Source organism: Kushneria avicenniae (assembly GCF_900112585.1).
In the GTDB taxonomy this organism is placed as follows: Bacteria; Pseudomonadota; Gammaproteobacteria; order Pseudomonadales; family Halomonadaceae; genus Kushneria; species Kushneria avicenniae.
Map to the genome: position 1 here is coordinate 190,700 of NZ_FOLY01000002.1, position 24,412 is coordinate 215,111.

A 24,412-nucleotide genomic window follows, 5' to 3' on the forward strand; every position below is an offset into this window, starting at 1 on the left:
GCGGGTGAGGCTGTCGCCCGGCAGGCCCTGCCGCGTTACACTGTAGTCACCCTGACGCGATGACTTCGCGCCGTTTTCCATTACCGAGCAGACGTTGCGTTCATGACCAGCACACGAGTACTGACCGGCATTACCACGACCGGTACCCCCCATCTGGGCAATTATGTCGGTGCCATTCGCCCCGCCATTGCCGCCAGTCAGGACGACAGCGTTCAGTCCTACTACTTTCTGGCCGATCTGCATGCGCTGATCAAGGCCAGCGATCCCAAACGGGTGCAGCAGTCACGCCTTGAGATTGCCGCCACCTGGCTGGCGCTGGGGCTGGATACGGACAACGCGACCTTTTATCGTCAGTCCGATATTCATGAGACGACCGAGCTGGCCTGGATGCTCTCCTGTGTCTGTGCCAAGGGGTTGATGAATCGCGCGCACGCCTACAAAGCGGCCGTGACGGACAACGAGGAGAACGGCAGCCCGGACCCCGATCGCGGCATTACCATGGGGCTTTTCAGCTATCCGGTACTGATGGCGGCCGATATCCTGCTGTTCAATGCCAATCGAGTGCCGGTCGGGCGCGATCAGGTTCAGCACATTGAGATGGCGCGTGACATGGCCGGGCGTTTCAATCATGTCTACAAGGGCAACTATTTCACGCTGCCCGAGGCGGTGGTCGACGAGCGCGTCCAGACGCTCAACGGGCTGGACGGGCGCAAGATGTCCAAAAGCTATGACAACACCATTCCGCTGTTCTGCTCCGAGAAAAAGCTTCTGAAGCTGATTCGCAGGATCAAGACCAACTCGCTGGAACCGGGTGAGCCCAAGGACCCGGATACCTGCACGCTCTTTCAGATCTACTCGGCCTTTGCCAGCGAAGACGAAGAGCAGGCCATGCGTGACCGCTACGTCGAGGGCATCGGCTGGGGCGATGCCAAAAACGCGGTGTTTGAGCACCTCAACGCTCAGCTCGAGGGGCCGCGCGGTGAGTATGAGCGACTCATGCAGGATCCGGGGCACATCGAGTCGGTGCTGCAAAAGGGCGCCGAGCGCGCTCGCGGTGAAGCCAGTGCGTTGCTGGAGCGCCTGCGCCCGGCCGTGGGGCTGGGTCGATTCGTCTGATCAGCGCCTGATCGTGCCGGACATTAAAAGGGCCGCCTTCATGAGAGGGCGACCCTTTTGCTTGTCGAGCGTTGCTCGATCAGGACGTGGCGTTGAGCGCCGCCTCGAGTCCGGGCGTGTACTCGGCGCCGTGCGGTACGGTGGCCGTCGAAGGCGTCAGCGCGTCCCCGATCGGCTCGAATCGCCCGCCCAGTGACTCGGCCAGAAACGCCTCGGTGATGGCGTTGAAGGCGATGTTGTTGGCCGGACGGGCAAAGCCGTGACCCTCGTCGGGGAAGAGCACGTAGGTGACGGGAATCGATTTTTCGCGCATGGCGTCAACGATCTGGTCACTCTCGGCCTGCTTGACGCGCGGGTCGTTGGCGCCCTGCCCGATCAATAGCGGTCGCTGGATGCGATCGGCATGCGTCAGCGGTGAGCGCGCCTTCAGCCACTCGCGACCCTCCTCGGTATTGGGGTCGGCCATGCGGCGATACATCTGCTGGCGTCCGGCTTCCCAGTAGGGCGGGATGCTCTCAAGCAGAGTGGTCAGGTTCGACGGCCCGACAATATCGACGCCGCAGGCGAACACCTCTGGGGTCATGGTCAGCCCGGCAAGCGTGGCATAGCCCCCATAGGAACCGCCCATGATGGCAACTTTTTTCGGGTCGGCAACGCCCTGGTCGATGGCCCAGTTGACGGCATCGATCAGATCATCGTGCATGGTGGTGCCCCACTCGCCGTCACCGGCAGCGGTGAAGGACTTGCCAAAACCGGTCGAGCCGCGATAGTTGACCGACAGCACGGCGTAGCCGCGGTTGGCCAGCCATTGGTGATAGCTGTTGCTGCCGTAGCTGTCGCGCGCCCAGGGGCCGCCGTGCACCAGCAGCACCATGGGCAGCGGCTGGGAGGGCGCCGTGAACCCCTCGGCCTCGCTGCCGTGGGGCAGGGTCAGGTAGGACACCAGTGTCAGACCATCACGCGTTTTGATTTCAAGCGGTGTCATGCCGGAAAGCGGTGCGCCTTCAAGCTCCGGGCGGCTGACAAACAGTGAGGTCAACGTGTGCGCGTCGCGGTCAAAAAGCCAGGTTTCGGCCGGGGCGGTGACCGGGTCATTGACCACAATCCAGCGGCGGTCATCATCGGTGCGCGAGGTGACGTTGACATCGCCCTTGAGCCTTTCATCAAGAAAGGTCAGTGCCTCACCGATGGCCGGGTCAATGGCGGTCCATTCGGTGCGCAGATAATCCACCGCCCAGGCCTGAATGTCGTGGTTGTCACGATCGGCCATCACGCCGGTAATGTCGGCCCTGGGTGACTCGGCGATCACGCGTAGTTCACCGCTGTCCCAGTCCTGCGCCGTCAGAGCCGCCGTATCGCGTCCGCGGCTGTCGATCCAGTACATGGTGCGCCCGTCGCGGGTAAAGCCTGCCGGCCCGGTGTTGGCGCTGTCTTCAAAGCTGATGGAGGCAAACGGCTCGCGCTCGACGCTCAGGTCATTGACGCGGAAAAAGTCTTCGCCGCCGTCGGCGCGAGGCTGCTCGGCCAGGCGAATCTCCAGATTCTCGTCGAGCAGAAAGCCGCCGTGGCCGTCGTTTTGCAGCACCAGCGACAGCTCGCCGCTTTCAAGGTTGAGCTGATAGACGTCGTGCCAGCGCGGGTCGCGGTCGTTGATGCCGACCATGATGCGATCCTTGATATGGCGGCTCACCCCCAGTATCTGGACGCGCACGCCTTCCTGCGGAGTGAGGGTGCGCTGCTCGCCGCTTTTGACGTTGACGCCGTAAAGGCGAAAGTTCTCGTCACCGCCCTGGTCGTTGACGTACAGAAGCTGCTGGCTGTCCGGCGACCAGAAGTAGCTGCGAATCGGGCGGGTATCTTCCTGCGTCAGAGCGTGTGCCTTTTCAGGCTGATCGGCCGGGGCCACCCAAAGATTCAACACGTCATTATGAGGTGCAATCCAGGAGAGCCACTGCCCGTCGGGGCTCAGGCGACCCTGAACGCGGCTGGGATTGCCAAACAGACGCTGTCGCTCGATAAGCGCCTCATCATTTGCCGGGCCGGCGCCTGCCGAAGGGGTCTGACTGGCCGCCACGGTCGTCAGCGCTACATTGATCCAGCGCATCATGAACTCCTTTTACCATTAGCCGGTTATCGTAGCGCTCTACGATGTCCTCTTGCGTTCGACAGCATAACGCACGCGTGTATCCCGGGCCTGATGAATCCGTTGTCCGGCTTCCATCAGTCTCCGGTCGTTCAGGGGCGCGGTAGCGCTTTTGGGGCGCTGTACGGGTGCGGTCTGGCACTTTTAATGACGTGACATCGGTATCGTTTCGGCAGATTTGCACGGCTGGGTATGGATGATATTCACCTTCATCGGCAGTTGCATGGTGAAAAAGCATCAGAGTTTGCCAGTGACGCATCAACGATGCGCTTGCATGGGTGTGTTTGATATGAAGCGTTTTACATTCCCTTGTGCATGTAAATCGCTATAATGTTTTGTTAACACGCTCACGATTCTGGAACGATCATGCACGGTTTTACCGATTCATCTCCTGGCGAACGACGCAGGACGCTCAACAGCATCTATCGCTACATTGGCTATCTTTTCTTTATTGCCCTGATCTGCCAGTGCATGTACTGGGATGCACTGCCCAGAGCACTTGAAGATCAGTTCACGGAAGCCTCCTTCGCTGAAATCTCCCAGACCTTCATGCTGCTGGCCAGCCTGATTCTTCTATGGAAAATCCGCGCAATGGGGATTTACCGTCACGGCACCGTGTTGATGTTCGCCTTCTTGCTGGCTTCACTGATTCGTGAGCAGGATTTCATGCTGGACCGAATCTTCGATGACCTCTGGCAGTGGCTGGTGACGCTGGTACTGCTGCCGGCCATTGTGTTTCTGGTGCGCCGCCGAATGCGGGTGCTGGACGAATGCTGTCAGTATATGCAGCAGATGTCCTTCGGCCTCTTTCTGGGCGGTTTTGTAACCGTCTACGTCTTTTCCCGTCTGATGGGACGCGGCATCTTCTGGGAAGCCGTTTTAAAGGCGCAGTACATCTATGAGATCAAATCCACGGTGGAAGAGGGTGTCGAGACGCTGGGCTATGCGCTGATGCTGCTGGCCATTGTCGAGCTGTGGTTCTGGGCCCGACGGCAGGTCGCTCACGCTGGCTGATCGATTGTCGCCTGAGAGAGATTGCTGTGCAGGAAATATAAAAAAGGCCCCATCCATCGATGGGGCCTTTTATGTGGCAGAGGCTGAGTCCGATTATTTCGGCAGCATGCTGCGCAGCACGTAGTGGAGGATACCGCCGTGACGGTAGTACTCCAGCTCGTTGGCGGTATCGATGCGGCAAAGGGCATCGAGTTCCTTCGTGTTGCCGTCGGCAAAGGTGATGGAAACCTTGACGCTGGCAGCCGGCGCCAGATCCGCCAGACCCGAGATGCTGATGGTCTCTTCACCGGTCATGCCCAGCGAATTGCGATCCTCGCCTTCCGGGAACTGCAGCGGCAGAACGCCCATGCCAATCAGGTTGGAACGGTGAATACGTTCGTAGGATTCGGCGATGACGGCGCGAACGCCCAGCAGACGCGTACCCTTGGCTGCCCAGTCACGCGAGGAGCCGGTGCCGTATTCCTTGCCGGCAATCACGACCAGCGGCGTGCCTTCTTCGGCGTATTTCATGGCGGCATCATAGATGGCCATCTCTTCGCCGGAAGGCACGTGACGGGTAAAGCCACCCTCGACGCCGTCGAGCATCTCGTTGCGGATGCGCACGTTGGCAAAGGTACCACGCATCATTACTTCATGGTTGCCGCGACGCGAGCCGTAGGAGTTGAAGTCCTTGACCTCGACACCGTGTTCCTGCAGGTAGCGACCTGCCGGACTGTCCGGCTTGATGGAGCCGGCCGGGGAGATGTGGTCGGTGGTGACCGAGTCACCCAGCTTGGCCAGTACGCCGGCATTTTCGACGTCCTGAATCGGCTCCGGCTCGCGACCCATGCCTTCAAAGAAGGGCGGGTGCTGGATATAGGTAGAGTCCTTCGACCACTCGTAGACTTCACCCGGGGTGATGTCGATGGACTGCCAGGCAGCATCACCGTCAAAGACCTCGGCGTACTCCTTGCGATACATGTCGCTGCGCACGCGCTCGACGGCCTCGGCGATCTCCTTCTGGGACGGCCAGATATCCTTGAGATAGACCGGATTGCCGCTGCTGTCGTTGCCCAGAGGCTCCTTCGACAGGTCCAGACGCACGTTGCCGGCCAGCGCATAGGCTACAACCAGGGGCGGTGACGCCAGCCAGTTGGTCTTGACCAGCGGATGGATACGGCCTTCGAAGTTACGGTTGCCCGACAGGACCGAGGCGACCGTCAGGTTGTCGTCCTGAATGGCCTGATCGATCTGCTCGGGCAGCGGCCCGGAGTTGCCGATACAGGTGGTGCAGCCGTAGCCGACCAGGTTGAAGCCCAGCTCGTTGAGCGGCTCCTGAAAACCGGCCGTGGCCAGGTAGTCGGTAACAACCTTGGAGCCCGGTGCCAGCGAGGTCTTGACCCACGGCTTGCTGGTCAGGCCCTTTTCGACGGCCTTCTTGGCGACCAGACCTGCGGCCATCAACACGCTCGGATTGGAGGTGTTGGTGCAGGAGGTGATGGCAGCGATGACCACGGCACCATTCTGCAGGCGGAACTTGTGACCGCGGTGCTCGATGTTGGGTTCTTCGCTGAAGCTGTTGTCGACAAAGGGGGCCGTGTTGCCGCCTTCGCTCTGCCAGCGACCCTCTTCCTTCGACGGCGCGTCCTTTGACTGATCGGAGAGCAGCTTTTCGAAGGTAGTGCTCATGTCGGTCAGGGCCACGCGGTCCTGAGGGCGCTTGGGCCCGGCCAGGCTCGCCTCGACCTTGTCCATGTCGAGCGACAGGGTGTCTGTAAAGATCGGCTCATGGCCCTGCTCACGCCACAGACCCTGCTCGCGGGCATAGGCCTCGACCAGTTCGATCTGCTCCTGGCTGCGGCCGGTGAGCTTCATGTAGTTCAGGGTTTCTTCGTCCAGCGGGAAGAAACCACAGGTAGCGCCATATTCCGGTGCCATGTTGGCGATGGTGGCGCGGTCGGCCAGCGGCAGGTCCTTCAGGCCGTCGCCATAGAATTCGACGAACTTGCCGACCACACCCTTCTTGCGCAGCATCTGGGTGACGGTCAGCACCAGGTCGGTGGCCGTGATGCCTTCACGCAGCTTGCCTTCCAGCTTGAAACCGATGACTTCGGGAATCAGCATGGAGACCGGCTGGCCCAGCATGGCCGCTTCGGCCTCGATGCCGCCAACGCCCCAGCCCAGCACGCCCAGCCCGTTGATCATGGTGGTGTGCGAGTCGGTGCCGACCAGCGTATCGGGGAAGGCGAAGGTTCTGCCGTCTTCTTCCTTCGTCCAGACCGACTTGCCCAGGTACTCGAGGTTGACCTGGTGGCAGATACCGGTGCCCGGGGGGACGACGCTGAAGTTGTCAAACGCCTGCTGGCCCCAGCGCAGGAACTCGTAGCGCTCGAGGTTACGCTGCATCTCGATCTTGACGTTGTCTTCAAACGCTTCCGGATTACCGTAGTCGTCGACCATGACCGAGTGGTCGATGACCAGATCCACCGGCGACAGCGGGTTGATGCGAGAGGGCTTTTCACCGAGTTTGGCAACGGCATCACGCATGGCGGCAAGATCCACCACGCCGGGAACGCCGGTGAAGTCCTGCATCAGAACGCGCGCGGGGCGATAGCCGATCTCGCGCGTGGAGCGGCCTTCCTTTTGCCAGTCGACCAGCGCCTGAATGTCGTCTTGGGTGGCGGTCACGCCATCCTGAAAGCGCAGCTGGTTTTCAAGCAGCACCTTGAGGGTGAAAGGCAGGCGGGTGAAATCGCCGTACTGCTCTGCTGCCTTCCTGAGACTATAGTAATGGTAGGTGGTATCACCTACCTGCAGCTCGCTGAGCGTGCCGTTGCTGTTGTCAGGGCTCATGAAGCCTCCTCCTCATCGTATTGCGGACCCGTGCCATGCGGCCTTGTCATTCTCGTCAGGAAAGGCGATCCCGCACGGTCGGTACGCGGCATCAGGAAACATGGCATCGCGCCATCGAATTCCTGATGAGTATAGTAGGCATACCGACATCGTGATCCCATATCGGCTTGTCTACATTGTCGACAAAATTCGTGGTGCTAGCATAACAGTTTCCCGCTCGTTTCGTTCAAGTATTTCAAGGCTAAAGCACTTTATGTACGACCAAAGGCTAATGTCGTGGCAGGATCATTGCCCCTACTGCGACGCCATGAACGATATCGACATCGATACCAGCCAGGGCACCCATACCACCTGGGTGGACTGCCAGTGGTGCTGTGCGCCGATCGTGGTGACGGTGACGATATCTCCCTTTGATGACACCCTTGAGTCGGTCACTCTCGGTCGTGATGACGACGCATGAACCGGTATCAGACAATGGGTGTCATTGTCACCACCGATTGGCGGCAGGCTGCACGTCGGCCCACAATGAGCGCCATCCCGTCATGTTCGCCCGGGCACTGATGCAGGCCATGGTCAGTGTTACACTGGGTGCCATCCTATTTCTGTCGATTTTTACCGAGGTATGTCATGAGTGACGTCAGCCATCATCCGCTGATTATTCTGGGCTCCGGCCCTGCCGGCTACTCCGCGGCGGTCTATGCAGCGCGTGCCAATCTGTCCCCGATGCTGTTGACGGGCATGGAAATGGGCGGCCAACTGACCACTACCACGGATGTCGACAATTGGCCGGGCGATGACAGCGGTGTGCAGGGGCCCGAACTCATGGAGCGCATGCGTCGTCACGCCGAGCGGTTCGAGACCGATATCCGCATCGATCACGTCAATGAGGTGACCCTGACCGAGCGTCCCTTCCGCTTGAAGGGCGACAACGGCAGTTACACGTGCGACTCCCTGATTGTGGCGACTGGTGCCAGCGCGCTGTATCTCGGCCTTGAGTCCGAGGAGCGTTTCAAGGGGCAGGGCGTTTCTGCCTGCGCGACCTGTGATGGTTTCTTCTATCGCAACAAGGAGGTCGTCGTGGTCGGCGGTGGCAACACGGCCGTCGAGGAGGCGCTCTATCTCTCCAACATTGCCTCGAAAGTGACGCTGGTCCATCGTCGTGACAGCCTGCGTGCCGAGAAGATCCTGCAGCAGAAGCTGTTCGACAAGGTCGAAAACGGCAACATGGCGATCGAGTGGAATACCACAGTCGAGGAAGTGCTGGGAGATGACTCCGGCGTCACGGGCGTGCGGCTCAAGTCCATGACGGATGGCAGCACCCGTGAACTGCAGGCGCCGGGGCTGTTCGTGGCCATCGGTCACCGCCCCAATACTGACCTGTTCAAGGGGCAGCTGGACATGAAGGATGGCTATATCACGGTGAAGTCGGGCCTTGAGGGTAACGCCACCGCTGCCAGCATTCCGGGCGTGTTTGCTGCCGGCGACGTAGCCGACCAGGTGTATCGTCAGGCCATCACTTCGGCCGGCAGCGGCTGCATGGCGGCGCTGGATGCCGAGCGCTACCTGGACGGTCTCGACCCGAGCGTACCGCACTCGGCCTGGTAAGGAGGTGCGGCGATCATCGCCGCTGCAGGAGGCATCAGGGGAAGGCTTTGGCCTTCCCCTTTTTCATGTCCGTTTATCAGTCGTTCCGGTTATTCAGGATGTTTCAATAGTGCGGCGGACGCTCCTGGTCGCCGCTGTCGGCCTGCATGGATTCAAGGCTTTCGCGCTGCTCACCGAGGCGCTGGGCCATGAGATTACACAGGCGTTCCAGCCGCTCGATGGTGGCATTCTGGGTGATCAGGGTGTCGTCCAGCCGCTCCAGCCAGTCTTCCTGCCACGCCAGGCGGCTCTCCAGATCATTGACGCGCTCTATCACCTGCTTAAGCGTAGTGTCAATGTGCATGTTAGAATCATCCTGTTGCGGAGGCGTTGTCATATCGTTGATCTCCGTACGTTAAACATCCGGCCCATGGCCGGTGGCTGGGTCTGCATCCTGTAAGCAGAGGGCATCACGGGAACATGCGGGATGCAGACCGTCTGATTGAACAATCCGATAAACGTTTGAAGCCGAGTATCGTCATGAGTGCAAAAACCATCTGGCGCTGTACCGTTATCAGCCTGTTGCTGGCGCTTTTAACGCCGGTTCTCGCAGGTTGTCTTGTCTACCTTGCAAGCCCTGTCGTTATCGAAAACATGGCCGTCGACCCCGGTCTTGTCGTCATCTGGGCGCTGTCTGCCGTGGCGGCCTTTGCAGCGCTTGAGGTCGCAACGATTGCCATGCATGTGCTGACCCCCACGCTGTCCAACGTGGTGGAAGTCGAAAAGGATGATCGCGAAATCGGCGTGGTCAAGTGGTTCAATGTCAACAAGGGCTATGGGTTTATTACCCGCGATGGTGGCGAGGACGTCTTCGTTCATTTCCGTGCCATTCGAGGCAAGGGGCACCGCACGCTCGCCGAAGGCCAGAGAGTGCGTTACCACTCCATACAGAACGAGCGCGGTCTGCAGGCCGAGGATGTGACCGTCATTACCTGAGACGGCGTTGTATTCTGTACGCCACGAACCGCCTCACGAAAACGCCCCGCAGCGCGGGGCGTTTTTTATCTCGGAAATGTGGCGTGTCATTTCTTCGTCTTCTGTTCACCGGCATCAGGCCAGTGCACCACGCCTTCGCTGCCATCGGCGAGTACCTGGAAAAAACGGTCCGGGTCATCGCCGGGCTGCCATCCGCCCAGCGAGCAGCGCACTTCGCATTCAAGTGCCTGGCTTGCCGCCCGGGCGCAATCGACATCCCGTGGCCAGGGGGTGGCATCGCTGTCAAACCACAGGCTTGCCAGGCGGTCGGCCGCGTTTTCGACCAGCAGAACCGGCAGGCGCTGTCCCTTGTAGATGGGGACGGCGCGCCACTGGTGTTTGCCGGCGCGCTCGAGCGTCACGGGGGTGTCCAGCGCCCCGGCAAGCCACTGCGAGATACGCTCGGCATCGTTGCAGGCGAGGTAAACCTCGATGTCTGGATAGTGCTCCATGGGTTATCGCAGCAGCCGGTCAAAAGTGGATTCAAGGGCCTGACTCATCCGATCGAGGTCGGTGGCGAGGATACGCTCATCGCGTTGATGGATGGTGGCATTGCGCGGACCGAATTCGATGGTCTGCGGCCCCAGTGTGGCAATAAAACGGGCATCGGAGGTGCCGCCGCCGGTAGAGAGCCGGGGAGGGTGGCCGGTGATGTCACGAAGAGCGGCGCTGACGGCGTCGGTCAACCCGCCCGGTACGGTCATGAAGGGGTCACCGGAGAGCTGCCAGTCAATATGCCAGTCAAGCTGGTGCGCATCGAGCAGGGCCTCGATGCGCGCCTTGAGCGCCGGCGCTGTGACCTCGGTGGAAAAACGCAGGTTGAAGGTTACCTCCAGTTCCCCCGGGATGACGTTGTTGGCGCCGGTGCCGCCATGGATATTGGAAATCTGAAAGCTGGTCGGCGGGAAAAACTCGTTGCCGCTGTCCCAGTGCTCCATCACCAGGGCGTCGAGTGCCGCCAGCGCCTGATGGATCGGGTTGCGTGCCAGCTGCGGATAGGCCACATGTCCCTGCACGCCGTGAATGCGCAGCACGCCGTTGAGGGAACCGCGCCGGCCGTTTTTGATGACATCACCAAAATGCGACTCGGAGGAGGGCTCGCCGACGATGCAGTAGTCGATGGCCTCGTTTCGGGCGCGCAGAATTTCGACGACGGCGCGGGTACCGTCCCGGGCCGGGCCCTCTTCGTCGCTGGTCAGCAAAAAGGCGATGCGTCCCGAATGATCGGGATGCGCGGTCACGAACCGTTCGACGGCGGTGACCATGGCCGCCAGCGACCCCTTCATGTCGGCCGCGCCGCGTCCGCACAGGTAGCCGTCATCATCAATGCACGGCGAGAAGGGCGGCACCTGCCAGAGATGCTCCGGGCCGGTCGGCACGACATCGGTGTGGCCCGCCAGTACCAGCGTGGGGCCGCCCTGACCGCGCACGGCCCAGAGATTGCGCACTTCGCCCTGATCCATCCACTCCAGATGAAAGCCCAACTGCGTCAGGCGCTCGCCGATCAGCGTCTGACAGCCGGCATCCTCCGGGGTGACGGAGGGCCTTGAAATCAGATCGAGCGCCAGCGATAGCGTCTCGCCCGGTGCCTGTCTGTCAGCAACGGTAGTGTCAGAAACCTTGTGCATGGCTCTCGTTCGGTCAACGGGCACTCATGAGAGCGCCCGGATGCATGGACAGCACTGACGGCCCCTGGTTTGTGGGCGTGCAGGGCATCAGTTATGGGCGTGCAGAGCGTCGTTGAGTGCGATGGCGCTCTTGTTGGTGCGGCATTCCAGACGGCCCGTCTGGGAGTGACGCAAAAACAGCAGGTCGTTCTGACCGGCCAGCTGGCGCGCCGCCACAGTGTCCACCAGTTCGCCGTGATCGTCGAGCACCGCGACCTTGGCACCGGCAGTGATGTAGAGGCCGGCTTCAACGGTGCAGCGATCGCCCAGTGGAATACCGATGCCGGCATTGGCACCGATCAGACAGTTTTCGCCGGTGCCGATGACAATGTTGCCACCGCCGGAGAGGGTGCCCATGGTCGAGGCGCCGCCGCCCAGGTCAGAGCCGCTGCCCAGCATGACGCCTGCTGCAATGCGGCCTTCCACCATGCCCGGGCCCTCGGTGCCGGCGTTGAAGTTGCAAAAGCCTTCATGCATGACAGTGGTGCCTTCGCCCAGATAGGCGCCCAGACGAACGCGTGACGTATCGGCGATACGCACGCCCTTTGGCACCACGTAGTCGGTCATTTTGGGGAACTTGTCGACACAGTCGATGGACAGCGCACGGCCTTCAAGGCGGGCCTTCAGGCGACGATCATCGAGTTCTTCGATATCGATGGCGCCTTCATTGCTCCAGGCAATGTTTTTCAAAAGACCGAACATGCCATCGAGTTTGAGACCATGGGGCCTGACCAGACGATGCGACAGCAGGTGCAGCTTGAGATAGACCTCGGGCACGCTTTCCGGCGCACGGTCTTCTTCAAGAAATACGGCCACCAGCGGACGGCGGCTGTCGGCCATGGCGCGAGCGATATCGGCTTGCGTCTCATTGCCGGCATGACTCAGGGCTTCGGCCAGGCTCTCGCAGTGCTCGGGCAGAAAACTCACCGACACATTGCCTTCCGGGGCGCCGAGCGTGCTGCGAACGGTGTCGACAAGCGTCTGGTCCGGGGTATGAAGCGGGGCGGGGTAGTAGACTTCGAGCCAGTCGCCCTGACGGTTCTGGGTACCGATACCCAGTGCAAAACTCAGCATGAAAAACTCCTTGAATCAACGGGGGTGGGTCAGGCCGTCCAATCGTCGGCGGCTCTGCCCACCAGCACCTGAGTGCCGGTATCAAGCACCGGGCGCTGGATCAGGCTCGGGTGTGTTCTAAGCAGCTCAACGGCACGGGTCTGGTCCAGTTCGGCGCGGTCGCGCTCATCCAGCCCGCGCCAGGTAGTGCTGCGCCGGTTGAGCAGCATGGACCAGTCTGCGTGCGTCAGAAGATGCGCAAGGGTCGCTTCCAGTTCGCCCTGATCGGCCAGGCGGCGCAGATCGAGCATCTCGACGCTGTGACCCTCGGCCTCGAGCCGGCGGCGGGTGCGCCGGCAGCGATCACAGTTGGAAAGGCCATAAAGCTTCAGCATGGAAAATCTCCTGTGACGCGTCGGGCAGCGATTATAGGCGCCCTGTATGGCAGGGCTCAAATCGGGAAAAACGCTGCTATCGATCGCCAGTGTCTATCCGGTGGTGGCGATCCCGGCCTCGGCGTCAAGGATGTGACGCAGTCGATTGCTCAGCGCCTCCTGAAGCTCGGGGTCCGTCAGCGGCGCGCCGTTGGTGTCGGTAATGAAGAAAACGTCTTCGACCCGTTCGCCGAGCGTCGCGATCTTGGCGCCTGACAGGGCGATATCAAAGCTCATGAAAATCTGACCCACGTGTGCCAGCAGTCCCGGACGGTCGGCGGCAATCAGCTCCAGTACGGTGCGCTGGTTGGTCTCGTCCTGCTCGATGAGCACCCGGGTCGGCACCCGAAAGTGTTTGAGCTGGCGCGAGGTGTGGCGCTTGACGATACGCGGATAGTCGTCGGGGTCGTCGAGCTCCTCGATCAGGTGGGCCTGAATTTCCCTGAGTCGAGCGGGATCGCGAATGGCCTGGCCGTCACCGTCGAGCAGAATGAAGGTGTTGAGCGTCCAGTCGTTGCTTGAGGTGGCGATACGGGCGTCGTGGATGGACAGCCCCAGCTGGTCGATGGCCGCCGCCGTAGCGGCAAACAGATTGTTGACCGAGCGGGTATGGATAAAGACCTTGGTACCGCCGTCGGTCATGTCCTCGGTCGGCGCGCTGATCAGAATCAGCGGCATGACCTCGACGCCGGCCTGCAGAATGCCCTGGGTGTGCCAGACGATCTCGCTGGCGCTGTACTGCAGGAAGTAGTCATCGCCCAGCGTTTCCCACAGCGCATCCACGGCCCGGCACTCACCGCCCATGCACTGCGTCAGGGCGCGGGCTTCACGACGGGTTTCCTCGATCCAGTCCTGGCGGTCGAGCGGGTTTTCCAGTCCGCGTCGCAGCACGCGGCGTGTCTCTCCGTGCAGCTGGCGTAAAAGGGCTGCTCGCCAGCTGTTCCAGAGCGTGGGGTTGGTGGCATTGATGTCGGCCACCGTCAGCAGATAGAGATAGTCGAGGTGTACTTCGTCGTGAACGATGGCGGCGAACTCGCGAATGACCTCCGGGTCGCTGATGTCGCGCTTCTGGGCGGTGGTGGACATCAATAGATGATGCTCGATCAACCAGCTCACCAGATGCATGTCGCGCCTTGGCACACCGTGACGGCTGCAAAAACCCTGAACGTCCCGCGCGCCGAGCTGTGAGTGATCGCCGCCGCGACCCTTGGCAATATCGTGATAGAGGCCGGCGATCCACAGTAGTTCGAGCTTGGGCACGCGTGCCATCAGCGAGGCGCACAGCGGGTACTCCTCGCGCCCTTCGGGCGTTCGAAAGCGCTGAATGACATCCAGCACGCGCAGGGTGTGGGCATCCACCGTATAGATATGGAACAGGTCGTGCTGCATCAGGCCGATGATATGGCCAAAGCGGGGCAGGTACTTGCCCAGAATGCCGTAGCGCGCCATGCGCCCCAGCTCGCGTGACACCATGCCGCCGCCGCGCAGAAGCTCCAGGAACAGGCCGCGGTTGCGCAGGTCGGCCCGAAAGCCGTTGTCGATCAGGTGGCGATGGTCGCGGATGGCGCGAATGGTCGCGGCGCGCACGCCTTCGATATCGGGATGCTGGGCCAGCAGTACGAACATTTCGATCAGCGCCGAGGGGCGGCGCTTGAAGACATTGGGCGAGCGGGTGCGCAGATAGCGTCCGTGCAGTTCAAAGCGATTGTTGAGCGCCACGATCCCGGACGTCTGACCCTGCTGGAGGATGTTCTCCTCGAAATTCTGAATCAGCATATCGTTGAGTTCGACCAGCGCCGTGACCACGCGGTAATAGCGGCGCATGAACTCTTCAACGCCCAGCCGCTCGGGGGTGTCGTGATAGCCGAACAGGGCGGCAATGGTGCGCTGATGATCAAACAGCAGCCGGTCCTCGGCGCGAGCGTTGATCATGTGCAGCGCGTAGCGCACCTGCCACAGAAAGGCGCGGCTCTGGCTGGCGATGCGAATGTCGGCGTCCGTCATGAAGCCGCGCTGCATGAGCACTTCGATGATGTTGGTTCCAAAGTGGCGCTTGGCGATCCAGGTGACGGTCTGGATGTCTCGAAGACCGCCGGGCGAGCTCTTGAGGTTGGGCTCGAGATGGTGCTCGGAGTTGTTGAAGCGCTGATGGCGTGCACGCTGCTCGGCCAGCTTGGCCTGAAAGAAGGCTTCGCTGTTCCAGATGCCTGGCTGGTCGAGACGCTGTCGCATGCGTTCCAGCAGCGCCTCGTCGCCAGCGACGCAGCGCGTTTCCATAAGGTTGGTGATGACGGTGACATCGTCACGTGATTCGCGCTCGCAGTCGGCCAGTGAGCGCACGCTATGACCGATTTCGAGCCCGATGTCCCAGAGCAGGGTGATGAAGTCGGTCAGTGAGGCCTGCCTGGGCGTGTCGTCATCGTCTGCCAGCAGGATCATCAGATCGATATCCGAGCATGGATGCAGCTCGCCGCGACCATAGCCGCCCACGGCAATCAGGGCGACGCCCTCATCAGGCCAGTCGAAGCGTGACCACAAAAGGGCCAGCAGCTGATCGACGCACCAGGCCCTGCCATGCACCAGATCGCGAATGTCGGCACCGTTTTTGAAGCGTTCGTCCAGACAGCGCCGAATATCGGCCAGCACCTCCCGAATGACGCTGATGGGCGAGGTGCTCCGGTCAAGGCGCGTTTTCAGAGTCTCGATGTCGATCAGGGTAGTGTCCGGAGTGAAGCGATAGTGGTGCAGCAGCATGGGCCATGACTCCGGTGGCAGATGTGAGGCGGCGCCTGTCGTGGCTTCCTGCCCGAGAGGGCAGGTCGGGAAGACACGACAGTCGGTGGATCAGTCTGTCAGAAAGCTCAGATCCTCGTCATGACGTACGGTCGTGGCTTCGACGCCATCGGCGGTGACAATCAGGGTGTGCTCCCACTGGGCAGAAAGACTCTTGTCACGGGTCACGGCGGTCCAGCCGTCCTTGAGTACCCGGGTCTGCCAGTCGCCGGCGTTGATCATTGGTTCGACGGTCAGGCACATGCCTTCCTTGAGCTCGGCATCGTTGTGCTCATTGTAGCCGTCGTAATGAAGCACCTGGGGATCTTGATGAAAGTTGCGCCCGATGCCGTGGCCGCAGAAGTCGCGAACCACGCTGTAGCCGTTGTCGTTGGCATGTCTTTCGATCACGCGGCCGATGTCGGAGAGCCATACGCCCGGGCGCATGATCTTCATGGCCTCATAAAGGCACTCCTGGCTCACTCGGGAGAGCCGCTCGCCCTTGATGTTGTCTCCCACAATGAACATGCGGCTGGTATCGCCGTAGTAGCCATCCTTGATGATGGTGACGTCAATATTGAAGATGTCGCCCTTCTTGAGCTTCTTGCTGAAGTCGGGAATGCCGTGACAGACCACATGGTTGAGCGAGATGCAGGTGGCGTGCTGGTAGCCGTGATAGCCGATGGTGGCAGAGATCGAGTCGATATCGTTTTCGATGTAGTGCTGGCACAGACGATCGATCTCGCCGGTGGTGATGCCCGGGCGGATGTGGGACTCGATCATCTCCAGTACGCTGGCGGCCAGGCGACCTGCAATGCGCAGCTTGTCGATGTCTTCGGCATTATGGATGGGGATGTTCATGGCGACTCGTTATAAGCGAAATGGGAAGCCGTGGCAGGCGAGGGATTCATGTCCCGCTCCATGGTTGGACAATGATCGGCAAAGGTTCGGCTTCATCTTGACAGCGTTATATGGTATAAAGCCGCGCGTTTTCCTGCAATCCGTGGCCCGGTATGACACACTTGTATCGTGCAGGGATGATGCAGCAGAACGCTTGAACCATCACAGAGACCACACATGTACCGACACATGGTCCCGGGTGCCGTGAAAACGGTCGGACCCATGGGGTGCGTGGAGGCTTAACCCGATACTCAGGAGAGTCATCATGTCAGTCAATATGCGTGACCTGCTCAAGGCAGGTGCTCACTTTGGTCACCAGACCCGTTACTGGAACCCGAAGATGGGCAAATACATCTTCGGCGCTCGTAACAAGATTCACATCATCAACCTCGAACATACGCTGCCGGCGCTGAACGAAGCCGTCTCCGTGGTCGAGCGCATGGCCGCCAACAACAACAAGATCATGTTTGTTGGTACCAAACGCGCCGCTGCCAAGATTGTTGCCGAAGAAGCGACCCGCGTGGGCCAGCCCTTCGTCAACCATCGCTGGCTGGGCGGCATGCTGACGAACTACAAGACCATTCGTCAGTCGATCAAGCGTCTGCGCGAGCTTGAAGCCATGCATGAAGACGGCACCTTCGACAAGCTGACCAAGAAGGAAGTCCTGATGGCCACGCGCGAGCAGGAAAAGCTCGAGCGCTCCATCGGTGGTATCAAGGATATGGGCGGCCTGCCGGATGTCATGTTCGTGATTGACGTTGATCATGAGCGTATCGCGATCAACGAAGCCAACAAGTTGGGTATTCCGGTCATCGGCGTGGTGGATTCCAATTCCGATCCGGACGGCGTTGACTACATTATCCCGGGTAACGACGACTCCATTCGTGCCATCCAGATCTACGTTCAGGCGATTGCCAATGCCTGTGCCAAGGCGAAGGAAGGGCGTCCGGATGAGTTCGTCGAAGTCGACGAGACTGCCGAAACGGCGGCGACGGCTTCCGAATAATGTCACCAGCGCCGGCAGGTGAGTTCACTGCCGGTGTCTGCGAATGACAGTATGAAAGGGGGCTCAAGGGCCCCTTTTTTTGAGGCAGAAACAGCGACGCTGTCCAACTCTGTCTCGAGAGTGTCATTCAACAGTGCTACCGATTTTTCTTCTCGTTCCGGTATGGCCGGAACCGAATACATGATTCAACAGAGGTTCACGACATGGCAGCTATCAGCGCATCTCTGGTCAAGGAACTACGCGAGCGCACCGGGCTTGGCATGATGGAGTGCAAGAAGGCGCTCTCCGAGGCCGATGGTGACATCGACACCGCCATTGAAAACCTGCGCAAGAATGCAGGTCTCAAGTCCGCCAAGAAGGCCGGCCGCGTGGCCGCCGAAGGCGCCGTGCTGACCCGTGTTGCCGAAGACGGCACCACCGCCGTCATGCTGGAAGTCAACTCCGAGACCGACTTTGTCTCTCGTGATGACAACTTCAAGAACTTTGCCAGTGAAGTCGTCAACAAGGTGCTCGACACCCGTAATGAAGACATCGCCGTGGTAATGGAAGGCGAGCTGGAAGACGCGCGGGCGCAGCTGGTACAAAAGATCGGCGAGAACATCACCGTTCGTCGTGCCGCCGTCATCGATGCGCCCGAAGGCGGCAGCGTTGGTGCCTACGTCCACGGTGACCGCATCGGTGCGGTTGTGGTGCTGACCGGCGGCAACCAGGACGTTGCACGCGACATCGCCATGCACGTCGCTGCGATCAACCCGTCCGTCTCGCATCCCGAGAAGATGCCTCAGTCCGAGCTCGACAGCGAGAAGGCTATCATTCTGGCGCAGCCCGACATGGCCGGCAAGCCTGCTGAAATCGCTGAAAAGATGGTACAGGGTCGTCTGAAGAAGTATCTTGCCGAGAACAGCCTGATCAATCAGCCGTTCGTCAAGGATCAGAATGTGACCGTGGCCGAATACGCCAAGCAGGCGGGCGCTGAAGTTGTTAGCTTTGTGCGCTTCGAAGTTGGCGAAGGTATCGAGAAGGAAGAAGTCGACTTCGCCAAGGAAGTCATGGAGCAGGCGCGCCGCAGCTGATCGGGCGTGTCGTCTCTCGTCTGTGGTCAGGGTTGGCCGCAGGCGGTCTGAAGGCGTGCGTTCGCGCACGCCTTCGCGTATCTGCCGGATCATGACCAGGCTGTCGTGATCGGTGATACACCTCACGTTTTCTCCACTCGGGCCATCAGGAGGATGTCACATGCCCCCCAATACTGAACGTAGCGCCAAGTACAAGCGTATTCTGCTCAAGCTCTCGGGTGAGGCGCTGACGGGCGAACAGGACTTCGGTATTGATCCAAAGGTACTGGATCGCATGGCGCTGGAAATCGGCCAACTGGTGGGCATTGGTGTCCAGGTGGGTATCGTGGTCGGCGGCGGCAACCTGTTTCGCGGAGCAGCGCTCCACGAAGCCGGCATGGACCGCGTCACCGGCGACCACATGGGCATGCTGGCCACGGTCATGAACGCCCTGGCCATGCGTGATGCGCTGGAGCGCGCCAATATCCGCTCGCGCGTCATGTCCGCCATCCCCATGAGTGGCGTGGTCGAGCACTATGATCGTCGTACGGCCATCCGCTACCTGACCTCCGGTGATGTCGTGATCTTCTCGGCAGGTACCGGCAACCCCTTCTTTACGACCGATAGTGCTGCCTGCCTGCGCGGTATCGAGATCGATGCCAACGTGGTCGTCAAGGCCACCAAGGTGGACGGTGTCTACGACAAGGACCCCGTCAAGCATCCCGATGCCGCCAAGTACGAGCGACTCAGCTACGATGATGTACTCGACCAGAAGCTCGGCGTCATGGATTTGACCGCCATTTGTCTGGTACGTGACCATGACATGCCGGTTCGCGTCTTTGACATGACGCGCCACGGTGCACTGCTGAACCTTGTCATGGGCGGTCGTGAAGGCACTATCGTCGACAACGGCCCGGCGTAACAAAAGGCTGAGCAGAGGATTTACAAAGTGATCAACGAGATCCAGAAGGACGCTGAAAGCCGCATGCAGAAAAGCGTGGAATCGCTGCATTCGACTTTTGGCAAGATTCGCACCGGGCGTGCCCATCCCAGCATTCTCGAATCCATTCGCGTTGAATATTATGGCTCCGAGATGCCGCTTTCCCAGGTGGCCAATATCAACGTCGAGGATGCTCGAACGCTGGCCGTGGTGCCGTGGGAAAAGTCTATGGTACCCAAGGTGGAAAAGGCCATCATGATGGCGGATCTGGGGCTGAACCCGTCCTCGGCCGGTACCGTGATTCGCGTGCCGATGCCGCCTCTGACCGAAGAGACGCGCAAGGGCTATATCAAGCAGGCGCGCGCCGAGGCCGAGCATGGTCGCGTTGCTGTGCGCAACATTCGTCGTGATGCCAACGGCGAGATCAAGTCCCTTCTCAAGAAGAAGGAAATTTCGGAAGATGAAGAGCGTCAGGCCGAAGACGGCATTCAGAAGCTGACCGACCGTTTCATTGCCGAGATCGATAAATCGCTTGAGCAGAAGGAAAGCGATCTGATGCAGGTCTGATGTCCGGGCCCGAAACCATCCGACTCAGGGCGCGGCAGCTGCCGCGTCTGCAGTGAGAAGTCATGACGCCTGACAAGTTTTCAAACATGCCCCGGCATGTGGCTATTATCATGGACGGCAACAACCGCTGGGCCAAGGCCCACGGACTGTCCGGAGTACGCGGTCACCATGCCGGGGTCGAATCGGTCAGGGCAGTGATCAAGCGTGCGGCCGAACATCATCTGGAAGCCATTACGCTGTTTGCCTTCTCCAGCGAGAACTGGAAGCGTCCCGCGCAGGAGGTCAGCGCCCTGATGGAGCTTTTCATCATGGCGCTCAAGCGCGAGGTCTCCCGGCTGCACAAGAACGGCATTCGTCTGTGCGTCGTTGGTGACCGTTCAAGGCTTTCGTCGTCGCTCAATCGTGCCATCGACAAGGCCGAGCGGCTGACGCGCTACAATCAGGGCCTGAAGCTGATCGTGGCGGTCAACTACGGTGGGCGCTGGGATATCGCCGGCGCCGCTCAAAGACTGGCGCGTCAGGTGGAATCCGGTCAGCTGACCGCTGATGATATCGACGAAAGCCTGTTTGACCGCGAGATGGCATCGACAGGCATTCCCGAAGTGGATCTGTGCATTCGCACCAGCGGTGAGCAGCGCATCAGCAATTTCATCCTCTGGCAGATGGCTTACGCGGAGTTCTACTTTTCGCCACTGTACTGGCCTGATTTTGACGCCGATGCCTTCGACGAGGCGCTGGGTGTCTATTCGGGTCGCAAGCGACGTTTCGGCATGACCGACGAACAGATCGAGGTTCAGGGTGCTTAAGCAACGGGTGTTGACTGCGCTGGCCATCGGGCCCACGTCGCTGGTGCTGCTTTTTGTACTGGGCGGCGGCTGGTTTGCCACTTTTGTGGGGCTGCTGGTCGCGGGCTCTGCATGGGAGTGGTCCAATCTTTCCGGTGGCGAGAATCTCAAGGACCGTGCCCTGTTCACGATCACGGTGATCGCCCTGATGGCGCTGGGCTGGTCATCCGGCATCGCCCTAGAGACTTGGCCGCTGTGGATTGCCCTGGCAGGCTGGTTGCTCTGTCTGTACTGGGTGGTGAGCTACCCGGAGCAGGTTGATCAGTGGGAGAGCCGTGGCGTGCGCTATGCCATGGGGCTCTGGGTGTTGCTGCCCTGCTGGGTGGGACTGTTGCTGCTGCGCGAGTCGCCAGTCTGGCTTCTTTACGTCCTGTTTCTGGTCTGGGGTGCGGACATCGCGGCCTATTTTGCCGGACGTGCCTATGGCAATCGCAAGCTGGCGCCTCGTGTCAGCCCGGGCAAGTCCTGGGCGGGGGTCTACGGCGCGCTGGGCGGCACCGCCTTTCTGGCGCTGCTCATGGCGCTCTGGCAGGGCATGGGCATCGGTCAGACGCTGGTACTGATCATTATCAGTGGTGTTGTGACCGCCGCCTCGGTGCTGGGTGATCTCAACGAGAGCATGCTCAAGCGCTATCGCGGTATCAAGGACTCCGGCAATCTGCTGCCGGGTCACGGCGGGCTGCTGGACAGGATCGACAGCCTGACGGCCGCCATTCCCATTTTCGCCCTGCTGGCGCCCTGGATCGGCTGAACGCCATCTTGACGAGCCTTGTGGCCCGCGGCCCGATTGCCGATGATGACAATCGGGTTGTTCGGGTCACAACCCTGACGCCGCCTATCCGTTTCAAGCTTTCAGGATCTCTTTCATGCAGACTGTCACCCTGCTGGGGGCCACCGGCTCGGTGGGTACCAGTACCCTTGATGTCATCGAGCGCCATCCTGACCGCTATCATCTACACGCACTGACGGCGCATACCAGCGTCGAAAAAATGCTGGCGCTGTGCCTGAAACATCGGCCAGAGCATGCCGTCATGGGGACGGAAGAAACCGCCCGTCAGCTGAGCGCTGCCCTTGAGAAGCAGAGTGTGGCGACCTGCGTCAGCTGGGGCGAACAGGCGCTTTGTGACGTGGCTGCAGCGGCAGAAATGGTCGTGGCCGGCATTGTCGGGGCGGCCGGATTGATGCCGACACTGTCGGCGGTTCGTGCCGGGCGGCGGATTCTTCTGGCCAACAAGGAAGCGCTGGTCATGAGCGGTGCGCTGTTCATGCGGGAAGTGGCGCGTTCCGGTGCCGTTCTGCTGCCGCTGGATTCCGAACACAATGCCATCTTTCAGTGTCTGCCGCGCGAGCATCGCGGCGGTCTCGAGCGTCACGGGATTACCCGTCTGCTGCTGACGGCATCGGGTGGCCCCTTTCGCGATCATGATCGGGCGACGCTGTCACAGGTCACGCCGGAGCAGGCGTGTGCTCACCCCAACTGGTCCATGGGGCGCAAGATCTCGGTGGACAGCGCCACGCTGATGAACAAGGGGCTTGAGCTGATCGAAGCGTGCTGGCTGTTTGATGCTACTCCCGATCAGATCGAGGTGGTTGTCCATCCACAGAGCGTGATCCACTCCATGGCCGCCTACAGTGACGGCTCGGTGCTGGCGCAACTGGGCAACCCTGACATGCGCACGCCCATTGCGCATGCTCTGGCGTGGCCGGAGCGCATCGATGCCGGCGTTGCGCCGCTGGATCTGTTTACGGTGGCCCGTCTCGATTTTCAGGCACCCGACCTTGAAAGCTTCCCCTGCCTGAGACTGGCCCGGGAAGCCATGACGGCAGGAGGTACGGCGCCGGCCGTGCTCAATGCGGCCAACGAGGTGGCGGTGGATGCCTTTTTGGCCGGCACGCTCGGTTTTACCGATATCCCGACGGTGGTTGAAACCGTCATGTCCCGCATCAAGACGCAGGGTGCCGACGAGCTGGACATGATTTTATCGCATGATCGCCTCGCCCGGCGCGAGGCGCAGGATGTGATCGAGGCGCTTGCCGCGACAGCGGCTGGAGAGTAGTCATGGGTATCCTGCAAAACATTGTGGCGGTGATCATTGTTCTGGGGCTTTTGATCACCATTCATGAGTTCGGTCATTTCTGGGTGGCGCGGCGATGCGGGATTCGCGTGCTGCGCTTCTCGGTTGGTTTCGGCAAGCCGTTAATCTCCCGCGTTGATCGCCATGGCACCGAATTTACCCTGGCCGCCATTCCGCTGGGTGGCTATGTCAGGATGCTTGATGAGCGTGAGGGGCCGGTTGACTCTGCCGATCAGCATCTGGCCTTCAATCGTCAGCATGTTCTAAAGCGTATTGCCGTGGTAGTGGCAGGACCACTGGCCAATTTTATCCTCGCGGTGGTGGCCTACTGGGTCATGTTCATGATCGGTACCACGGCCATCGTACCCATGGTGGGCGAGGTCAGCCCCGATTCACCTGCCGCCCGCGGTGGCCTGCAGAACGGCCAGGAGATCGTGTCCGTTCAGGGACGTTCAACGCCTGACTGGAATGGCGTCAATCTGGCGCTGGTGGCTGAAATCGGTGCCAGCGGGCATCTCGAAATTTCAACGCGCGATGATCTGGGGCGGCTTGAAACGCATCAGGTGCCGGTCGATCGCTTCATGGTGCGTCAGGACCCGCCCGAGCCGCTGAGTACGCTTGGCTTTACGCCCTGGCGTCCTGATGTGGCGCCGGTGATCGGGCAGGTGCTTGAAGACAGTCCGGCGGCACAGGGCGGTCTTCAGGCGGGTGACCGTATCGAGGCGGTCAATGGCGAGCCGGTGTCACAGTGGGAAGCGCTGGTATCACGAGTGCAGGCGTCTGCTGGTACGCCGCTTGAAATGCGGGTGGCGCGCGAGGGGCGTGATATCACATTGACAATCACGCCCGAGGCGCGTGAGCAGAATGGCACCACAACCGGTTTCATGGGCGCCGGAGCCGGTAGCGTCAGCTGGCCTGAAGCGTATCAGCGCACCCTGTCGTGGGGACCGGTGGGCGCCATGGGGCAGGCCTTTTCACGTACCGGCGAGATGACCTCCCTGACCGTGGACGCCATCGGCAAGATGATTACGGGGCTGATTTCCCCTTCAAATCTTTCCGGACCCATCACGATTGCACGCGTAGCGGGGGATTCGGCCCGCTCCGGGGTTGAGGCCTTTATCAGTTTTCTGGCCTATCTCTCCATCAGTCTCGGGGTGTTGAACCTGCTGCCGGTGCCGGTGCTGGATGGCGGTCATCTGGTGTATTACATCATCGAACTGGTGCGCGGTCGTCCGGTCTCCGAGCGTGTTCAGGCATTTGGCATGCGTATCGGTGTGGCACTGATCGCATCGCTGATGCTGATGGCCTTTTATTTTGACATCATGCGCCTTTGAAGAAGTCGACGACACTGAACATGGCTGGTGCCGGGTTAAATCG

At 60.6% G+C, this 24,412-nt stretch carries 22 protein-coding genes; 13 read left to right on the plus strand and 9 right to left on the minus strand.

Annotated features, from left to right (window positions below):
- Positions 1 to 102 precede the first annotated feature (102 nt).
- Positions 103 to 1,116, plus strand: coding sequence for a tryptophan--tRNA ligase (gene trpS, locus BM079_RS04220; protein WP_090131141.1), 1,014 nt, complete (start codon positions 103 to 105; stop codon positions 1,114 to 1,116).
- A gap of 79 nt (positions 1,117 to 1,195) precedes the next feature.
- Here trpS and BM079_RS04225 read toward each other — a convergent pair whose 3' ends face one another.
- The gene (locus tag BM079_RS04225; RefSeq protein WP_090131143.1) at positions 1,196 to 3,220 is read right to left on the minus strand and encodes a S9 family peptidase; all 2,025 of its coding nucleotides are present in this window, start codon (positions 3,218 to 3,220) and stop codon (positions 1,196 to 1,198) included.
- A gap of 405 nt (positions 3,221 to 3,625) precedes the next feature.
- Between BM079_RS04225 and BM079_RS04230 the strand changes: the two genes are divergently transcribed.
- Positions 3,626 to 4,273, plus strand: a complete 648-nt coding sequence (locus BM079_RS04230) for a hypothetical protein (protein ID WP_090131145.1) — start codon at positions 3,626 to 3,628, stop codon at positions 4,271 to 4,273.
- 93 nt (positions 4,274 to 4,366) lie between these two features.
- Here the strand turns inward: BM079_RS04230 and acnA are convergent, their stop codons facing one another.
- On the minus strand, positions 4,367 to 7,105 hold the full coding sequence (gene acnA, locus BM079_RS04235; RefSeq protein ID WP_090131147.1) for an aconitate hydratase AcnA: 2,739 nt from the start codon (positions 7,103 to 7,105) through the stop codon (positions 4,367 to 4,369).
- Positions 7,106 to 7,376: 271 nt separating this feature from the next.
- Between acnA and BM079_RS04240 the strand changes: the two genes are divergently transcribed.
- Together BM079_RS04240 and trxB are read left to right on the plus strand one after the other, a co-directional pair.
- Positions 7,377 to 7,565 (plus strand): CPXCG motif-containing cysteine-rich protein, encoded by a 189-nt coding sequence (locus BM079_RS04240; RefSeq protein WP_322787931.1) that lies wholly within the window; start codon positions 7,377 to 7,379, stop codon positions 7,563 to 7,565.
- Positions 7,566 to 7,732: 167 nt separating this feature from the next.
- Complete coding sequence (trxB, locus tag BM079_RS04245) at positions 7,733 to 8,710, plus strand: thioredoxin-disulfide reductase (protein ID WP_090131149.1); 978 nt, start codon at positions 7,733 to 7,735, stop codon at positions 8,708 to 8,710.
- 103 nt (positions 8,711 to 8,813) lie between these two features.
- Here trxB and BM079_RS04250 read toward each other — a convergent pair whose 3' ends face one another.
- Positions 8,814 to 9,053, minus strand: coding sequence for a SlyX family protein (locus tag BM079_RS04250; protein WP_175489594.1), 240 nt, complete (start codon positions 9,051 to 9,053; stop codon positions 8,814 to 8,816).
- A gap of 176 nt (positions 9,054 to 9,229) precedes the next feature.
- On the opposite strand from BM079_RS04250, the gene BM079_RS16925 reads away from it, so the two are divergent.
- Positions 9,230 to 9,685: a cold-shock protein gene (locus tag BM079_RS16925; protein WP_090131970.1), complete on the plus strand. Its 456-nt coding sequence runs from the start codon at positions 9,230 to 9,232 to the stop codon at positions 9,683 to 9,685.
- A gap of 86 nt (positions 9,686 to 9,771) precedes the next feature.
- Here the strand turns inward: BM079_RS16925 and BM079_RS04260 are convergent, their stop codons facing one another.
- From BM079_RS04260 to map, 6 genes are all read right to left on the minus strand, one after another.
- Positions 9,772 to 10,176 carry a hypothetical protein gene (locus BM079_RS04260; protein ID WP_090131153.1) on the minus strand — a complete coding sequence of 135 codons (405 nt, stop codon included), beginning with the start codon at positions 10,174 to 10,176 and terminating at the stop codon, positions 9,772 to 9,774.
- A 3-nt stretch (positions 10,177 to 10,179) separates the two neighbouring features.
- The gene (gene dapE / locus BM079_RS04265; protein WP_090131155.1) at positions 10,180 to 11,352 is read right to left on the minus strand and encodes a succinyl-diaminopimelate desuccinylase; all 1,173 of its coding nucleotides are present in this window, start codon (positions 11,350 to 11,352) and stop codon (positions 10,180 to 10,182) included.
- Between the two features lie 87 nt (positions 11,353 to 11,439).
- On the minus strand, positions 11,440 to 12,465 hold the full coding sequence (dapD, locus tag BM079_RS04270; RefSeq protein ID WP_090131158.1) for a 2,3,4,5-tetrahydropyridine-2,6-dicarboxylate N-succinyltransferase: 1,026 nt from the start codon (positions 12,463 to 12,465) through the stop codon (positions 11,440 to 11,442).
- 29 nt (positions 12,466 to 12,494) lie between these two features.
- On the minus strand, positions 12,495 to 12,839 hold the full coding sequence (locus BM079_RS04275; RefSeq protein ID WP_090131160.1) for an ArsC/Spx/MgsR family protein: 345 nt from the start codon (positions 12,837 to 12,839) through the stop codon (positions 12,495 to 12,497).
- Between the two features lie 93 nt (positions 12,840 to 12,932).
- Positions 12,933 to 15,632, minus strand: coding sequence for a [protein-PII] uridylyltransferase (locus tag BM079_RS04280; protein WP_090131162.1), 2,700 nt, complete (start codon positions 15,630 to 15,632; stop codon positions 12,933 to 12,935).
- Positions 15,633 to 15,722: 90 nt separating this feature from the next.
- Positions 15,723 to 16,511, minus strand: coding sequence for a type I methionyl aminopeptidase (map, locus tag BM079_RS04285; protein ID WP_090131164.1), 789 nt, complete (start codon positions 16,509 to 16,511; stop codon positions 15,723 to 15,725).
- A 301-nt stretch (positions 16,512 to 16,812) separates the two neighbouring features.
- Between map and rpsB the strand changes: the two genes are divergently transcribed.
- From rpsB to rseP, 8 genes are all read left to right on the plus strand, one after another.
- A complete protein-coding gene (rpsB, locus tag BM079_RS04290; protein WP_090131166.1) occupies positions 16,813 to 17,556 on the plus strand; it encodes a 30S ribosomal protein S2 in 744 nt (247 codons plus the stop codon).
- 203 nt (positions 17,557 to 17,759) lie between these two features.
- Entirely contained in the window at positions 17,760 to 18,629 is an 870-nt protein-coding gene (tsf, locus tag BM079_RS04295) for a translation elongation factor Ts (RefSeq protein ID WP_090131168.1), read from the plus strand.
- Between the two features lie 160 nt (positions 18,630 to 18,789).
- The gene (gene pyrH, locus BM079_RS04300; RefSeq protein ID WP_090131170.1) at positions 18,790 to 19,530 is read left to right on the plus strand and encodes a UMP kinase; all 741 of its coding nucleotides are present in this window, start codon (positions 18,790 to 18,792) and stop codon (positions 19,528 to 19,530) included.
- A 27-nt stretch (positions 19,531 to 19,557) separates the two neighbouring features.
- Entirely contained in the window at positions 19,558 to 20,115 is a 558-nt protein-coding gene (frr, locus tag BM079_RS04305; RefSeq protein WP_090131172.1) for a ribosome recycling factor, read from the plus strand.
- A 62-nt stretch (positions 20,116 to 20,177) separates the two neighbouring features.
- A complete protein-coding gene (gene uppS / locus BM079_RS04310) occupies positions 20,178 to 20,921 on the plus strand; it encodes a polyprenyl diphosphate synthase (RefSeq protein WP_090131174.1) in 744 nt (247 codons plus the stop codon).
- Entirely contained in the window at positions 20,914 to 21,711 is a 798-nt protein-coding gene (locus tag BM079_RS04315; protein ID WP_090131176.1) for a phosphatidate cytidylyltransferase, read from the plus strand. The genes uppS and BM079_RS04315 overlap by 8 nt, the downstream gene beginning before the upstream one ends.
- Positions 21,712 to 21,826: 115 nt before the next feature.
- A complete protein-coding gene (gene ispC / locus BM079_RS04320; RefSeq protein ID WP_090131178.1) occupies positions 21,827 to 23,017 on the plus strand; it encodes a 1-deoxy-D-xylulose-5-phosphate reductoisomerase in 1,191 nt (396 codons plus the stop codon).
- 2 nt (positions 23,018 to 23,019) lie between these two features.
- A complete protein-coding gene (gene rseP / locus BM079_RS04325; RefSeq protein ID WP_090131180.1) occupies positions 23,020 to 24,369 on the plus strand; it encodes a sigma E protease regulator RseP in 1,350 nt (449 codons plus the stop codon).
- Positions 24,370 to 24,412: the final 43 nt, after the last annotated feature.

Excerpts from the sequence above, each read along its gene's own strand:
- trpS (WP_090131141.1), top strand. The coding sequence starts at position 103 with ATGACCAGCACACGAGTACTGACCGGCATTACCACGACCGGTACCCCC.
- BM079_RS04225 (WP_090131143.1), bottom strand. The coding sequence starts at position 3,220 with ATGCGCTGGATCAATGTAGCGCTGACGACCGTGGCGGCCAGTCAGACC.
- BM079_RS04230 (WP_090131145.1), top strand. The coding sequence starts at position 3,626 with ATGCACGGTTTTACCGATTCATCTCCTGGCGAACGACGCAGGACGCTC.
- acnA (WP_090131147.1), bottom strand. The coding sequence starts at position 7,105 with ATGAGCCCTGACAACAGCAACGGCACGCTCAGCGAGCTGCAGGTAGGT.
- BM079_RS04240 (WP_322787931.1), top strand. The coding sequence starts at position 7,377 with ATGTCGTGGCAGGATCATTGCCCCTACTGCGACGCCATGAACGATATC.
- trxB (WP_090131149.1), top strand. The coding sequence starts at position 7,733 with ATGAGTGACGTCAGCCATCATCCGCTGATTATTCTGGGCTCCGGCCCT.
- BM079_RS04250 (WP_175489594.1), bottom strand. The coding sequence starts at position 9,053 with ATGCACATTGACACTACGCTTAAGCAGGTGATAGAGCGCGTCAATGAT.
- BM079_RS16925 (WP_090131970.1), top strand. The coding sequence starts at position 9,230 with ATGAGTGCAAAAACCATCTGGCGCTGTACCGTTATCAGCCTGTTGCTG.
- BM079_RS04260 (WP_090131153.1), bottom strand. The coding sequence starts at position 10,176 with ATGGAGCACTATCCAGACATCGAGGTTTACCTCGCCTGCAACGATGCC.
- dapE (WP_090131155.1), bottom strand. The coding sequence starts at position 11,352 with ATGCACAAGGTTTCTGACACTACCGTTGCTGACAGACAGGCACCGGGC.
- dapD (WP_090131158.1), bottom strand. The coding sequence starts at position 12,465 with ATGCTGAGTTTTGCACTGGGTATCGGTACCCAGAACCGTCAGGGCGAC.
- BM079_RS04275 (WP_090131160.1), bottom strand. The coding sequence starts at position 12,839 with ATGCTGAAGCTTTATGGCCTTTCCAACTGTGATCGCTGCCGGCGCACC.
- BM079_RS04280 (WP_090131162.1), bottom strand. The coding sequence starts at position 15,632 with ATGCTGCTGCACCACTATCGCTTCACTCCGGACACTACCCTGATCGAC.
- map (WP_090131164.1), bottom strand. The coding sequence starts at position 16,511 with ATGAACATCCCCATCCATAATGCCGAAGACATCGACAAGCTGCGCATT.
- tsf (WP_090131168.1), top strand. The coding sequence starts at position 17,760 with ATGGCAGCTATCAGCGCATCTCTGGTCAAGGAACTACGCGAGCGCACC.
- pyrH (WP_090131170.1), top strand. The coding sequence starts at position 18,790 with ATGCCCCCCAATACTGAACGTAGCGCCAAGTACAAGCGTATTCTGCTC.
- uppS (WP_090131174.1), top strand. The coding sequence starts at position 20,178 with ATGACGCCTGACAAGTTTTCAAACATGCCCCGGCATGTGGCTATTATC.
- ispC (WP_090131178.1), top strand. The coding sequence starts at position 21,827 with ATGCAGACTGTCACCCTGCTGGGGGCCACCGGCTCGGTGGGTACCAGT.
- rseP (WP_090131180.1), top strand. The coding sequence starts at position 23,020 with ATGGGTATCCTGCAAAACATTGTGGCGGTGATCATTGTTCTGGGGCTT.